The 14200-nt window shown below is 58.2% G+C and carries 16 protein-coding genes; 7 read left to right on the top strand and 9 right to left on the bottom strand.

All coding sequences use genetic code 11. The annotated features are described in order from the left end of the window. Positions 1-195 precede the first annotated feature (195 nt). The 4 genes from VGP75_RS06550 (at position 196) to VGP75_RS06535 (ending at position 2906) form a co-directional block, all read left to right on the top strand. A complete protein-coding gene (locus VGP75_RS06550) occupies positions 196-1098 on the top strand; it encodes a LysR family transcriptional regulator (protein ID WP_327542886.1) in 903 nt (300 codons plus the stop codon). Between the two features lie 38 nt (positions 1099-1136). Next, on the top strand, positions 1137-1571 hold the full coding sequence (locus tag VGP75_RS06545) for a CBS domain-containing protein (protein WP_327542885.1): 435 nt from the start codon (positions 1137-1139) through the stop codon (positions 1569-1571). 67 nt (positions 1572-1638) lie between these two features. Continuing rightward, a complete protein-coding gene (gene coaD / locus VGP75_RS06540; RefSeq protein ID WP_327542884.1) occupies positions 1639-2133 on the top strand; it encodes a pantetheine-phosphate adenylyltransferase in 495 nt (164 codons plus the stop codon). Further along, a complete protein-coding gene (locus VGP75_RS06535; protein WP_327542883.1) occupies positions 2130-2906 on the top strand; it encodes an alpha/beta hydrolase in 777 nt (258 codons plus the stop codon). The genes coaD and VGP75_RS06535 overlap by 4 nt, the downstream gene beginning before the upstream one ends. Before the next feature lie 48 nt (positions 2907-2954). Here the strand turns inward: VGP75_RS06535 and VGP75_RS06530 are convergent, their stop codons facing one another. From VGP75_RS06530 to gap (VGP75_RS06515), 4 genes are all read right to left on the bottom strand, one after another. Beyond that, positions 2955-3113, bottom strand: a complete 159-nt coding sequence (locus tag VGP75_RS06530) for a hypothetical protein (RefSeq protein ID WP_327542882.1) — start codon at positions 3111-3113, stop codon at positions 2955-2957. A gap of 180 nt (positions 3114-3293) precedes the next feature. Continuing rightward, a complete protein-coding gene (gene gap / locus VGP75_RS06525) occupies positions 3294-4295 on the bottom strand; it encodes a type I glyceraldehyde-3-phosphate dehydrogenase (RefSeq protein ID WP_327542881.1) in 1002 nt (333 codons plus the stop codon). A gap of 71 nt (positions 4296-4366) precedes the next feature. Next, positions 4367-4510 carry a hypothetical protein gene (locus VGP75_RS06520; protein ID WP_327542880.1) on the bottom strand — a complete coding sequence of 48 codons (144 nt, stop codon included), beginning with the start codon at positions 4508-4510 and terminating at the stop codon, positions 4367-4369. Positions 4511-4592: 82 nt separating this feature from the next. Next, complete coding sequence (gap, locus tag VGP75_RS06515) at positions 4593-5594, bottom strand: type I glyceraldehyde-3-phosphate dehydrogenase (RefSeq protein ID WP_327542879.1); 1002 nt, start codon at positions 5592-5594, stop codon at positions 4593-4595. 218 nt (positions 5595-5812) lie between these two features. Between gap (VGP75_RS06515) and VGP75_RS06510 the strand changes: the two genes are divergently transcribed. Next, complete coding sequence (locus VGP75_RS06510) at positions 5813-6607, top strand: phytanoyl-CoA dioxygenase family protein (RefSeq protein WP_327542878.1); 795 nt, start codon at positions 5813-5815, stop codon at positions 6605-6607. Positions 6608-6714: 107 nt separating this feature from the next. Here the strand turns inward: VGP75_RS06510 and tkt are convergent, their stop codons facing one another. Continuing rightward, complete coding sequence (tkt, locus tag VGP75_RS06505; protein ID WP_327542877.1) at positions 6715-8733, bottom strand: transketolase; 2019 nt, start codon at positions 8731-8733, stop codon at positions 6715-6717. Between the two features lie 261 nt (positions 8734-8994). On the opposite strand from tkt, the gene VGP75_RS06500 reads away from it, so the two are divergent. Continuing rightward, positions 8995-9465, top strand: coding sequence for a hypothetical protein (locus VGP75_RS06500; protein ID WP_327542876.1), 471 nt, complete (start codon positions 8995-8997; stop codon positions 9463-9465). Beyond that, positions 9452-9838 carry a cell division protein ZapA gene (locus VGP75_RS06495; RefSeq protein ID WP_055685513.1) on the top strand — a complete coding sequence of 129 codons (387 nt, stop codon included), beginning with the start codon at positions 9452-9454 and terminating at the stop codon, positions 9836-9838. Before VGP75_RS06500 ends, VGP75_RS06495 begins: the two co-directional genes overlap by 14 nt. Before the next feature lie 35 nt (positions 9839-9873). On the opposite strand, the gene grxD is transcribed toward VGP75_RS06495, so the two are convergent. The 4 genes from grxD to VGP75_RS06475 all read right to left on the bottom strand — a co-directional run bounded on the left by grxD (position 9874) and on the right by VGP75_RS06475 (position 14078). Beyond that, positions 9874-10233 (bottom strand): Grx4 family monothiol glutaredoxin, encoded by a 360-nt coding sequence (grxD, locus tag VGP75_RS06490; protein ID WP_327542875.1) that lies wholly within the window; start codon positions 10231-10233, stop codon positions 9874-9876. A gap of 69 nt (positions 10234-10302) precedes the next feature. Further along, the gene (locus tag VGP75_RS06485) at positions 10303-10539 is read right to left on the bottom strand and encodes a BolA/IbaG family iron-sulfur metabolism protein (RefSeq protein ID WP_327542874.1); all 237 of its coding nucleotides are present in this window, start codon (positions 10537-10539) and stop codon (positions 10303-10305) included. A gap of 99 nt (positions 10540-10638) precedes the next feature. After that, positions 10639-12798 (bottom strand): phosphoribosylformylglycinamidine synthase subunit PurL, encoded by a 2160-nt coding sequence (purL, locus tag VGP75_RS06480; protein WP_327542873.1) that lies wholly within the window; start codon positions 12796-12798, stop codon positions 10639-10641. A 374-nt stretch (positions 12799-13172) separates the two neighbouring features. Next, a complete protein-coding gene (locus tag VGP75_RS06475; protein WP_327542872.1) occupies positions 13173-14078 on the bottom strand; it encodes a LysR family transcriptional regulator in 906 nt (301 codons plus the stop codon). Between the last annotated feature and the right edge of the window lie 122 nt (positions 14079-14200).

Genomic DNA, 14200 nt, shown 5'->3' with positions numbered 1-14200 from the left:
TGCACTTCGCCGGTGGCGGGGTTGAAGACGTCGGCAAAACGGCCGGACGTGCCTTTGACGTGTTCGCCGTTGATGTAGTGGGTCAACTCTTGCATGGGATCCTCCAAATATTGGTTTGGTGCGACTATATCCTTGCGTTTTTCCGCGTAAAAGAACCAATATCCCAAAATCATTTTGCAAAAATGCAAGGACGCGATGGAAAACTGGGATGATATGCGGGTGTTTCTGGCGGTCGCGCGGGCCGAGGGACTGTCGGCGGCGGCACCTGTGCTCAAAATGGACCCCTCAACCTTGGGCCGCCGGATTGCGCGATTGGAGCGCAATCTGGGCGCCGCACTTTTTGTGAAATCACCGCAGGGCTATGCGTTGACCGATCTGGGTGAACGGATGAAAGAACGCGCGGCTGAGGCAGAGGTACATCTGGCACGGATTGCCGATGAGGGGCAGGGCGAGCGTGCAGGGCTGACGGGGCAAATCCGGATCGGGGCGCCGGACGGGGCGGCGAATTATCTCTTGCCGCAGGTCTGTGCCGCCATTCAGGCCAAAAACCCTGATCTCGAGGTGCAAATTCTGGCGCTGCCGCGTGTCGTGAACCTCTCGCGGCGCGAAGCAGATATGGCGATTACTGTCAGCCCGCCCGCCACGGGACGGCTGACAGTGCAGAAGATCACGGACTATCAATTGCATCTGGCGATGCGTTCGGATGCGCCCCCTTTGCAGAGCCTGGCCGATCTGAAGGGCCGGCGGATCGTGGGCTATATTCCGGATATGATTTTCGACAAAGAGCTGGATTACCTCAGTGCTATTGATGTCGCTGGCGTACAGATGGCGTCGAATTCCGTGGCGGTGCAATTGCAGATGATCCGGCAGGCGGGCGTCGGGATCGTACATGATTTCGCGCTACCCTTCGCACCCGAGGTGCAGATGGTGTTGCCCGATCAGGTGGCGCTGACGCGGTCGTTCTATCTGGTGCGGCATACCTCGGACCGGCGGCTTGACCGGTTGACGCGATTTGCGCAGGCGCTGCGGGCGGGAATACAGGACGAAGTTGTGAGGCTGGAACGCACAGCACGCTTGACAGCAAGCCCCCCCGTTTGACACGCTGAAATTCCGGAGGAGAACCAAGGAGTCCACCCATGTTAGTTTCCCAAATGTTGAAGTCGAAACCTGAGGTCGGTGTGATTTCGGTGACGCCCGCGTCCCCTGTTGCCGATGCGGCCAAGCTCTTGTCAGAACACCGTATCGGTACTGTTGTGGTGTCTTCGGATGGTGCGGCGTTGGATGGTATCCTTTCCGAGCGTGATATCGTGCGTGAATTGGGCAAACGCGGGGCGGCATGTCTGAGCGATCCGGTCAGTGCCTTGATGACGGCCAAGCTGACCACCTGTACCCCGTCGAATTCGGCGCTTGAGGTTCTGGAAATGATGACCGCCGGGCGGTTCCGCCACCTGCCAGTGATGGATGAGGGCCGGATGGTCGGCCTTATTTCGATCGGGGACGCGGTCAAAGGCCGTTTGTCGCAACTGGCGATGGAGAAAGAATCGCTCGAAAGCATGATTATGGGCCACTAGGCTGCGCTTGCATTCTGCTGCGCAATAATGTTGCTTGGCGAAAATACCGAACAGCAAGAGGTTTGCCATGCGCGTAGGACTTTACCCCGGCACATTTGATCCGGTCACGCATGGCCACGTTGATATTATTCGCCGTGCTGCCACGCTGGTGGATCGGCTTGTCATTGGTGTAGCGATCAACCGTGACAAAGGCCCGTTGTTTACCCTCGAGGAGCGGGTTGAGATGATCGAGGCCGAGGTGAAGCATCTGTCTGTTGATGGCGGATGCGAAATCGTGGCCCATCCGTTCGAGAACCTGCTGATTGATTGCGCCCGCGATGTGGGAGCGTCGATCATTATTCGCGGTTTGCGTGCGGTGGCGGATTTTGAGTATGAATATCAGATGGTTGGTATGAACCGCGTGCTGGATAATTCAATCGAGACCGTGTTTCTGATGGCCGAGGCCCAGCATCAAGCGATTGCATCGAAGCTGGTGAAAGAGATCGCGCGCCTTGGGGGGGATGTGTCTAAATTCGTGACACCTGCCGTCAACGCCGCGTTGAAAGAGCGGTTTGGCGTTTGAGCTGGCTCTGGATGCTGGTTGGCACCTATCTGCTCTATGCTGCTGTGATGGTGGTTGCCCATCCGCGCATCATTTACCCGTTTGGTGCTGACGCCTTCGAGAACCCTGCGTTTCGCCAAGCGGTCGTGTCAGAGCGTGATATCTCCATTGCTATCTCTGAGGGCCAAGATGACTTGGCGGTGTTGTTCTTTATGGGCAATGGCGGGTCGCTGGCCTACTTCACCTATTCGCTGGATGCACATCAGGATGCGGGCAGGACCGTTGCGGCGCTGGAATACAGGGGCGGGGCCGGTATCGCGGGGCGCCCGTCTGAACAGGGTCTCAAGGCTGATGCGCTGGCTGCTTACGATTGGCTCGCCACACAGCATGACGGGCCGATTGTGGTGCACGGGTTTTCGCTGGGCACGGGGCTTGCCATTCACGTGGCGGCACGGCGTGATGTGGCGGCGGTCTTGCTTGATGCGCCCTATCCCACGCTTTGCGCATTGATGACCAAAGGGTCCTATCTGCCAGCTTGCTATTTGCCCTTCGTGCAGAAGTGGCGGTCGCTGGACGATGTGCCTGCTCTGAATGCATCGGTTCTGATCCAGCACGGCACGGCCGATCAACTGATCCCCATCGGCTATGGTCGGCAATTGGCGAACGCGATGGATGTGGCGGGCCTGTCTGTCACCTTCCATGAGGTCGCAGGTGCCACCCATAATAATCTGGCGGGGCAGCCGGGGTATCCGGACAGGATCAATGCTTTCCTGAACGGGTTGCCCAAAAACTAAAGCCGCACCCGAAGGCGCGGCCGGTCTTCTATCAGCGCTCGTAGGCGTTTAGCCGTAGATCGATTTGGCTGCGATTTTCGCGGCGTCCTCACGGAACATGCCAAGGTCGATGGCTGTTTCCAGTGGCATTGAGGCCAGTTCATACTTCAGGCGGCTATAGGCCACGCGTTTCTGGACGGCGGTGCGAACTGTGTTCAATACGGTCATATGCGTGCTCCTTTGTGTGCGTTTTGCTTCATTCCGTGCACTACAGATAGCAATGCTGCAGCGCAGAACAACTGACAGTTAGCGCTAGCGGTTATGCATCTTTTGCATGGCGGTTTTTGCAAGTTGCACAAAAAAAAGCCGATCCAGAGGACCGGCTTTTTCACGTCAAAGGTGGCTATTCTAGATCAGCTTGCCCATCGCCACGGCTGTGTCGGACATGCGGTTCGAGAAGCCCCATTCGTTATCATACCATGTCAGGATCCGGACCATGTTGCCGTCAAGCACCTTAGTTTGATCAAGGTGGAAGATCGAGGAATGCGGGTCATGGTTGAAGTCCGAGCTCACCAGTGGCAGGTCGGTGTAGCCCAAAATGCCTTTCAACGGGCCATCGGCGGCGGCGATGATGGCGGCGTTCACTTCTTCCACCGTCGTGGCGCGGCTGGCCTCGAATGTCAGGTCCACGACCGAAACATTCGGGGTGGGCACACGGATCGCCACACCGTCAAGTCTGCCGTTCAGTTCCGGCAGCACAAGGCCCACGGCTTTGGCCGCACCAGTCGAGGTGGGGATCATGGACAGGGCGGCTGCACGGGCGCGGTAAAGGTCTTTGTGCATCGTATCCAGCGTCGGCTGGTCGCCGGTGTAGCTGTGGATTGTGGTCATGAAACCTTTGGTGATTCCGATTGCGTCGTTCAGGACCTTGGCCACGGGCGACAGACAGTTAGTCGTGCAGGATGCGTTCGAGACGATGATATCGTCGGCCGTCAGCATCCCGTCATTCACGCCGTAAACGATTGTTTTGTCTGCGTCCTTGCCAGGGGCCGAGATGAGAACACGGCTTGATCCGTTATCAAGATGCGCCTGGCAAGCCTCTTTGCTGGTGAAGATACCGGTGCATTCCATCACAACATCCACGTGCGACCAAGGCAGGTCTGCGGGGTTGCGGATGGCGGTCACCTCAATCGGTCCGCGGCCCACGTCGATGGTGGTTTCGGTTGTGGTCACAGTGGCAGGGAAACGCCCGTGTACGCTGTCAAAGCGGAGCAGGTGTGCGTTGGTCTCGACCGGTCCCAGATCGTTGATCGCGACAACCTCGATATCGGTGCGTCCGCTTTCGACGATTGCCCGCAGGACGTTGCGGCCGATGCGGCCAAATCCGTTGATAGCTACTTTGACGGCCATGGTACTCTCCTCAGGGTCAATGTTGGCGCTAACATTGCGATTTATACGGAAAGGTCAACCGTTGATCGCCTTTAGCGCCAAAACGCCATCCACTCGATAAGTTCGACAAATTTGCGCGCCAGAAAGAGCGCATTGGCCCCATCGTACTGCCAGTAGTCGAAACCAAGCAGGGCGACCAAGAACAGACCAAGAAGAACGGCAATGGTATTTGTCATGGACCGAGCTTTAGCCCAGATGGCACAAATGGCAAAGCCCGCGTGAGCGGGCTTGCAGAGTTTTGTGCCTTGCAGGTTGTGGTTAATGCAAGCGCCCCATGGTGGCCGCAACATCGGCCATACGTGCCGAAAAGCCCCATTCGTTGTCGTACCATGCCAGCACGCGCACAGTGCGGCCGCCGACAACCTTGGTTTGATCCGGTGCAAAGATCGTGCTTTCGGTGGTGTGGTTGAAGTCGATGCTAACCTTCGCCTCGTCATCATAGGACATCACCATGCCCATGTAACCGGCCGCGGCCTCGGCCACGATGGCGTTGACCTCGTCTACGGTCACGGATTTGCCGGCCTCGAACGTCAGGTCTACGGCGCTGACATTGGGGGTTGGCACACGTATGGCAGTGCCGTCGAGCTTGCCTGCGAGTTCCGGCAGCACCTCGCCCAAGGCTTTGGCGGCACCAGTGGAGGTGGGGATCATCGCCATGGCCGCAGCACGGGCGCGGTAAAGGTCGCTGTGGCGGCGGTCCAGTGTCGGCTGGTCGCCGGTGTAGCTGTGGATCGTTGTCATGATACCGCGTTCAATGCCGATGGCGTCATTCAGAACTTTGGCGAGCGGCGCAAGGCAGTTGGTTGTGCAAGACCCGTTCGATACCATGTTTTCGGTGGCCAGCAAATCGCGGTGGTTCACGCCATAAACAACGGTGCGGTCCACATTCTTGGCGGGGGCCGAGATCAGAACCTTTTTCGCACCGCGCGCGAGATGGACGTTGGATTTCAAGCCGTCGTTAAACTTGCCGGTACATTCCAGCACCACATCGACGCCATCCCAATCAAGCTCTTCGGGATCATAGGTCGACATCACATCAATCGGGCCGCGACCCAGATCCATCGTGTTGCCCTTCACTGTGATCGGGCTGCCAAAGCGGCCGTGCACGCTGTCGTATTTCAGCAGATGCGCGTTGGTTTCAATCGGGCCTGTGGCGTTGATCTTGACGACCTGCACATCGTTGCGCGCGGCCTCGGTGATATGGGCCAAAGTGCAGCGTCCGATACGCCCGAACCCGTTAATCCCGATGGTCACTGTCATAGCTGGAGTTCCTTGCCGCTCTGTCGTCGTTGCAAGTGGTATACGCAGGTGTACGTCCAAGGGGAACGAAAAACGTGTTATTCATCAATATGTTAACGATAACATGCGATGTTAGCGATAACGCGTTTGCGGACCAAAGGGATGTTACCGCAAACAATCAGTGCGGCTGTCGAATCATGTTTTGATTTCGTAAGATGGCGCAACTGAAAGGACACCAGATGCACCCGCTCATTACACAAGACCATATCGAGACTTACCAGCGTGACGGGGTGGTCCTGATCAAGGGCCTGTTTGCTGATTGGGTAGAGCCGCTGCGGGAAGGCATCGCGACCAATATGGCAGAACCCGGCCCATATGCTGCCGAGAACCTGCATGACGGTGAAGCCGGGCGTTTTTTCGACGATTACTGCAACTGGAACCGGATTGTCCCGTTTGAAGATGCCGCCCGCCATTCGCCTGCCGCCGAGGTGGCCGCCGATTTGATGGGGTCGCAGAGCTGCCAGCTCTTCCATGATCATGTGCTGGTCAAAGAGCCCGGCACCTCTAAGCCGACGCCATGGCATCAGGACAGCCCCTATTATTTTGTCGAAGGTCAGCAGACCGTGAGTTTCTGGTCGCCGCTTGATCCTGTCCGTGAAGCGTCGCTGCGCTGCGTTGCGGGATCACACAAATGGCCCAAAGAGGTCTTGCCGACGCGGTGGCTGTCAGAGACGGACTTTTATCCCGATGACAAGGATTTCATGCCGGTGCCCGATCCCGATGCGGAAGGGATGGAGATTGTTGAATACGCGATGGAACCGGGCGATGCGGTGGCGTTTCATTACCGTATTCTGCACGGTGCGCGTGGCAATGAGGCCAAGGCGCGTCGCCGCGCCTTTTCCTTGCGTTTGCTGGGCGATGATGCGCGCTATGTCGCGCGTCCGGGGCCAACATCGCCACCCTTTCCGGGGCATGACATGGTGCCCGGCCAAAAGCTGCGGGAAGACTGGTTTCCGGTGCTGTTCAGCCGCTAATTGAAGCGCGCGTCGCGTTCTTCCCGCGCAAAACTGCACGCGACACGCCCGAATGTCGCCACTGCGGTGCGGACCTTGATCCATGGCATCGCAGTGGCAGTAATTGTTTACTTAATCAGGGATTTCACCTTGGCGGCCGTATCTTCGGCGGTGATCCCGAATTCCTTGTACAGACGCTCGGCAGGGGCGGATGCGCCAAAGCCGTGCATGCCGATAAAGCCCGACTTTTCACGCTTGCCGCGCTCGCCGAACAACCAGCGGTCCCAGCCAAAGCGGATGCCCGCCTCGATCGCGACGCGCACAGGACCACCGGGCAGGACGCGCTTGCGGTAGCTTTCCTCTTGCTCTTCGAACAGCTCCCAGCACGGCATGGACACAACGCGGGTGCCGATGCCTTCCGCTTGCAGCAGATCGCGGGCTTCCATCGCGATAGACACCTCAGAGCCGGTTGCCAGCAGGATCGCCTGGCGTTTGCCTTCGGCATCGGCCAGCACATAGGCGCCTTGGGCGACCATGTTCTTATTCTTATGCTCGGTGCGGACCGTTGGCAGGTTCTGACGGGTCAGGGCCAGCACACTGGGGGTTTTTTGCGATGTCAGTGCGATTTCCCAGGCCTCTGCAGTTTCCACCGTATCGGCAGGGCGGAAGACATTCATGTTCGGCGTGGCCCGCAACATGGCAAGGTGTTCGACAGGCTGGTGTGTGGGCCCGTCTTCGCCAAGACCGATGCTGTCATGTGTCATGACATAAGTCGTCGGCACGCCCATCAGCGCGGACAGACGCATCGCGCCGCGTGCATAATCGGTAAAGCACATGAACGTCCCGCCATAAGCGCGCGCACCACCGTGCAGCGCCATACCGTTCATGGCTGCGGCCATCCCGTGTTCGCGCACACCGTAATAGATGTAACGGCCCTTGCGGGTATCGGGGTGGAAGGTGCCCATGTCTTTGGTCAGCGTGTTGTTTGATCCTGTCAGGTCCGCCGAACCGCCGATGGTTTCCTGCATGATCGGGTTGATGACTTCGAGCGTCATTTCCGATGATTTGCGGGTTGCGACCGAAGGTGCGCCTTCGCTGATCTGTTTTTTCAGCGCGCGGATCGTGGCGGACAGGCGCTTGGGTGCTTCACCTGCATAGATGCGCTTGAACTCGGCCTGTTTGTTGGCCGAGAGCGCATTGAAACGGTCATGCCATTCTTTGTGGGCTGTGGCCCCGCGTGCGCCGATTTCGGCCCATTGCTTCAGCGCATCGGCTGCGACTTCGAAATCACCCATCGGCGCGCCGTAAGCCTCTTTTGCGGCTTTCAACTGGTCGGCGTTGGTCAGGGCGCCGTGGCCTTTGGAGGTGTCCTGTGCCGCGTGGCCCAGTGCGATATGGGTTTTGCAGGCGATCATCGAGGGGCGGGGGTCGTTCTTGGCCGCCGTGATGGCCGCGTCGATGGCTTCGGGATCATGGCCGTCGATGGACTGGACGTGCCAGCCCGAGGCCTCGAACCGCATCGGCTGGTTGGTGATGTCGGCGATATCGACGGTGCCGTCGATAGTGATGTTGTTATTGTCCCAGAACACGATCAGGTGGGACAGTTTCTGCATGCCCGCCAGTGCAATCGCTTCCTGGCTCACGCCCTCCATCAGGCAGCCGTCACCGGCCATGACGTAGGTGTGGTGATCAATGATCTTTTTGCCCCATGTGGCGCGCTGGATTTCTTCGGCGATGGCGAAACCGACCGAATTGGCGATGCCTTGGCCCAATGGGCCTGTCGTGGTCTCAATCCCGCGCGCATGGCCGAACTCAGGGTGGCCTGCGGTGCGGGCACCCCATTGGCGGAAATCCTTGATCTGCTCAAGCGGCATATCCTCGTATCCGGTCAGATACATCAGGGAATAGAGCAGCATCGAGCCGTGGCCTGCGGACAGGATAAAACGGTCACGATCGGGCCACTCGGGCGCTTTGGGATCGAACTTGAGGTGCTTTTCAAAGAGCACGGTTGCCACATCGGCCATGCCCATAGGCATGCCGGAGTGGCCAGAGTTCGCTGCGGCGACCGCATCCAGCGTGAGGGTACGGATGGCGGTGGCTTTCATCCAGTGGTCGGGGTGTGCGGTGCGCAGGGCTGCAATATCCAAGTGATCAGGTCCTATTTACGAATGGTGAACGTCAGGCGTTGGCAGCGTCATATCAGGACCGAACCCAAGATCAAGCGTGACGGCTAAGTTACTCATATTCTTGGCACGCTGTGGTTTGCGGCAGGGACAGCGATGGCATACGCTTGTCAGCAACAGGCACGATTCGGCTCTTTTGGCCGCGGCAGTCGGGCCGAAAAACAACTGGTTACAAAGACGATGGCAAAGACGGGCACGCCCGTTAAGCCATGAAAGGACGGGCGGATGAGTGATATCAGTACATTGGAAAGCCGCATCACCGCAGCGCTTGACCGGATCAGGCAGGGCCTTGATGCCGCCGCTGGGCAGACTGCCGCCGATCCCGCGCTGCAGGCGGCCCTTGATCAGGAGCGCGCGCAAAACGCCGAACTGGTTGAACGTGTCCGTGTGCTGAAAGAGCGGCAGGATACACAAGTGGCCAGCCTGACGCTGCGCGCCGAGACACAAAGCAAGCATCTGATGAAGCTGGACGAGGAGTTGCAGCAATTGCGCGCGTCGAACGTGCAGTTGCGAGAAATGAATGCAAAGCTGCGCGAGGCTGTGACCACGGGCCTTGCGCCGGAATTGCATGATGCGGCGGTCAATGCCGAAATCGAGGCTTTGAGCGCGCAGCGTTCGGCCGATGCGGCCGAGATTGATGCCATATTGGACGAGTTGAAGCCCCTGATCGAGGAGACATCCCATGCCGCAGGTTGAGATTGCTATCGGGGGGCGGACCTTTGAGGTGGCCTGTCAGGACGGTGAAGAGCATTTCCTGCATTCTGCAGCGGCAATGCTGGATGCGGAAGCCAGCCATCTGGCAGATCAGATTGGCCGGATGCCCGAGGGGCGTATGCTTTTGATGGCAGGATTGATGCTGGCGGATAAAACCGCAGGTCTGGAAGACAAGGTGCGGCAATTGGAAACAGAGGCCGCGAACATGCGCGCGCAGATGGAAACCCTGCAAAGCCAGCCCGCACCGGCGCCTGTGCGTGTCGAGGTGCCTGTGGTGCCTGCGGCTGTGACCGACGCTTTGGCCGAGATCGCAGCGCGCGCCGAAGCCTTGGCGGATCAGGTCGAAGCGCGATAGACAAAAGGCGGGCAGGCCGCCCGCCTCTTTCTTCCTTAGCTGTTTGCTTCGCGGATCTTTTCGGCCGCGTCTTTATCGTAGGCGACGCCGCTTTCTGAAAACAGCGTGTCGAGTTCGCCCGAGAGGGTCATTTCCGTGATAATGTCGCACCCGCCGACGAATTCGCCTTTGACGTAAAGCTGCGGGATCGTGGGCCAGTCAGAGTAGTCCTTGATCCCTTGGCGGATGTCGTCATCTGCCAGCACGTTCACGTCGGCAAATTCGACCCCCATGAAGTTCAGAACGCCCGCGACACGGGACGAGAAACCGCATTGTGGCATGCTTTTGGTGCCTTTCATGAAAAGAACTACATCATTGGTTGTGACGGTGTCTTTGATCTTGTCTTGGGCTGTCATGTTCTTCGGTCCTCCTGCTTGGCGTCAAAGTCTTTGAAGACTTTGGGCCAAATTTTTGAAAAATTTGGGCTAGTTGGGCGCCTTGGTTGTCAAAGCCAACGCATGCAACTCGCCGTTGCTGCCGTCCATCTTGCCTTTAAGTGCGGCATAGACAGCGCGTTGTTGCTGCACTCGGTTCTTGCCACGAAAGCTTTCGTCGATAACTTCGGCCGCAAAATGGGACCCGTCGTCACCCTGCACGTTGATTGTGGCGTCAGGGAAGCTTTCGCGCAAGAGGGTCTCGATCTCGAAGGCGGTGATAGGCATTTGCGGTCCTTTTGGTGCGTTTGTTTTTAAGTTAGGGCCGCTTGCGCCGGGGGACAAGTGGGGATGCCTCCGGCGGGAGTATTTTGGGCAAGATGATAATCAGGCGACCGCGTTTTCAAAAGACGTCCGGAATATCTCGCTGAGTTCAGACAGAGGTGCGCTTTGGCTTCCGAATGTGATGTGGTCGCCGCTCACTTTGCCCACGGTCGCCAGCGGAACGCCCGCCTGACTGGCTGCGATCATCAGCGCTTCGGCCTGATCGAAGTTGCAGGCGATCAGGTAGCGCGCCTGATCCTCGCCAAAAAGGGTGGGCGTGTCTTCGGCATCCAGCGTGATCCCGACCCCTGCCGCCTCGGCCAACTCAAAGGCCGCAAGGGCCAGACCACCGTCGCTGAGGTCGGTGCAAGCCTTGATATAGGCGTGATTGGCGCGGATGAAATCACCATGCGCTTTCTCTGCGGCAAGATCGACGGGAGGCGCATCGCCTTCGGCGCGACCGTAAACTTCGGCAAGCAGCGCGGATTGCCCGAGGTGGCCTGCGGTTTCGCCAAGCACCAGCAGCACATGGCCTTCCCGGATATTGCCGGTGATCATGTGATCGGGGTGATGGATGATACCGACAGCACCAATGGTGGGTGTGGGCAGGATGCCCTTGCCGTCGGTTTCATTATAAAGTGAGACGTTACCCGACACGATCGGCATATCGAGCGCTTTGACAGCCTCGCCGATGCCTTGGATCGCGCCGACGAATTGCCCCATGATGCGCGGCTTCTCGGGGTTGCCGAAGTTCATGTTGTCGGTGGTTGCCAATGGGGTGGCACCTACGGCCGTGAGGTTACGGTAGGCCTCGGCCACCGCCTGTTTGCCGCCTTCAACGGGGTTGGCCATAACATAGCGGGGGGTCACGTCAGAGGTGAAGGCCAGCGATTTCTCGGTGCCATGCACCCGCACGATGCCCGACCCGGCACCCGGTGTGCGCGCGGTGTCGCCCATGACCTGTTGGTCATATTGCTCGTAAACCCATTGCTTGCCTGCATAGTTGGGGCTGCTGATCAGCGCCTTCAGCCCGTCGATGGGACGCACGCCCGGCACCTCGCCCAATGGGGCGGCGGGGGGTGTGGGTTCCCACGGGCGGTCGTATTCGGGGGCAGAGCCGGAGAGGGTGGCCAAGGGCAGATCGGCCATGATCTTGCCATTGTGCTCGATGATGAAACGGTCTTCGGCGATTGTTTCGCCAACGATGGCAAAGTCGAGGTCCCATTTGACGAAAACGGCGCGGGCCTCGGCCTCAAGCTCGGGCTTGAGCACCATCAACATGCGCTCCTGGCTTTCCGAGAGCATCATCTCATAGGCGGTCATATTCTCTTCACGCTGGGGCACGGCGTTCAGGTTCAGTTTCACACCCAACCCGCCTTTGTCGCCCATTTCCACGGCAGAGCAGGTCAGACCAGCGGCCCCCATATCCTGAATAGAGATCACGGCGCCGGTGGCCATCAGTTCCAGTGTGGCTTCCATCAGGCGTTTCTCGGTGAAGGGATCACCGACCTGCACGGTGGGGCGTTTTTCCTCGATGGTGTCGTCGAATTCAGCGCTGGCCATTGTCGCACCGCCGACACCGTCGCGGCCTGTCTTGGCGCCCAAATAAACCACGGGCATGCCAATGCCGGAGGCTGCGGAGTAGAAAATCTTGTCCGCATCCGCGAGGCCTGCTGCGAATGCATTCACCAGGCAGTTGCCGTTGTAGGCGGGGTCAAAGCGGACTTCACCGCCCACGGTGGGCACGCCAAAACAGTTGCCATAGCCGCCGACACCGGCGACCACGCCGTTGACGAGCTGCCGTGTTTTGGGGTGTGTCGGTTCGCCGAAGGAGAGCGCATTCATCGCTGCAATCGGGCGCGCGCCCATGGTAAACACATCACGCAGGATGCCGCCGACGCCTGTGGCCGCCCCCTGGTAAGGTTCGATATAGCTGGGGTGGTTGTGGCTTTCCATTTTGAAAACCACCGCTTGTCCGTCTCCGATGTCAACGACACCTGCGTTTTCGCCGGGGCCACAGATCACTTGGGGGCCTGTCGTTGGCAGGGTTCGCAGCCATTTCTTCGACGACTTGTAAGAGCAATGCTCGTTCCACATTGCCGAAAAGATGCCGAGTTCTGTGAAGGTCGGTTCGCGGTCGATGATCTCGAGGATGCGCTGATATTCATCGGGCGAAAGCCCATGGGCTGCGATCAGGTCTTCGGTGATTGCCGGCTCTTGCATCTTGGTCCCCCGCGCTTGAGTCGCGCGTGTTTTACGGGGTTGCGCGTAGGAGGGAAAGAGAGCTGTTGATTTGCGTGCTATATAAAGGCCTGCGTTGGGAATCTACCGGATGCCTGCACGGGCGGCGCTGCACCAAAAAAAATGCCGGGCACAAGGCCCGGCGAAGTCCAACAGGGAGGTGAAGATGATGAGCGCTATCGCATCATCGCCTTCGAGAGATCAAATAGGGGGCGTTTTTTGACCATTCAAGAAAAAATGGGTTGAATTTGTGCAATGCCGCTATGCTCTCACTGCATAGCTGGAGGTCCTGCTCGCATGAGTGGGTGGCTTTGGCGCTGATTTCGAACGATAATTCTGCTTGCGGTTGCGTCGCGCTATATCTCCGCGGTTTCGCGCATTTTCCGCCGATGCGTGAAAATCTCGTCCTGTACGAAGTCACGGAAGGCCGCGATGCGTTTGGATTGCCGCAATTCTTCGGGGTAGGCCAGGAAAACGGGCACCTCGCCGCTTTCCAGATCCGGCAGGACGCGGACAAGATCGGGAAAATCCTCGGTCAGATAGTCCGGAAGCACGCCGATGCCGATATCGTTGATCACGCCCTGCAGCACGCCGAAATAGTTATTCACGGTGAAGGTGTTGGGAATCTCATAGGTCATGAGATGTTGCAGCAGTGTAGCCCCGGCAGCGACCTGGATTGAATTGAGGCTTTGGCAAATCAGCCTGTGTTTGGAAATATCCGAAATCTCGACTGGCGCACTATTAGTTTCCAGATAGGTTTTCGACGCATAAAGACGCATCCTGACTGACATCAGACGCTTGCGGATCAGGTCTGCCTGAGAGGGTTCTTTCATGCGGATCGCCACGTCAGCCTCGCGCATGGGCAGGTCAAGGACGCGTTCTTCCAGCATCAGGTCGATTTTCAGATCAGGGTAGAGTTCGTAAAGCTTTGGCAGGCGCGGCGCGAGCCAGAGCGTGCCAAAGCCAGTGGTCGTGGTGACGCGCAATTCGCCGAACACTTCCTCTTCGCTGTCGCGGATGCGCGCCGAGGCGGCCTCAAGCCGTTTGTTCATGCTTTTGGTGGCGTCAAACAACAACTCGCCCTGTTCGGTCAGGATCAGGCCGCGCGCATGGCGGTGAAACAGTGTTGTGTTCAGCGATTCTTCCAGTGCACGAATTTGTCTGCTGACCGCCGATTGCGACAGGTGCAGTGTATCTCCGGCGTGCGTCAGCGATCCCGCATCCGCGACGGCGTGAAAGATTCTTAGTTTATCCCAGTCCATAACGGCCTTTTTGAAAATAATTTCTTGTATTTGATTTACAGACATTACCCGAAACGGATGTTTTTATGCAAACCACGATCTGATTTATTTTGTGCTTTGTAGGTCAGCAATTTTGACCTATA

The sequence above is a fragment of the Yoonia sp. genome (genome assembly GCF_036007805.1).
In the GTDB taxonomy this organism is placed as follows: domain Bacteria; phylum Pseudomonadota; class Alphaproteobacteria; order Rhodobacterales; family Rhodobacteraceae; genus Yoonia.
Note: the sequence above shows the minus strand (reverse complement) of the source record. Positions and strands in the feature narration are given on the sequence as shown.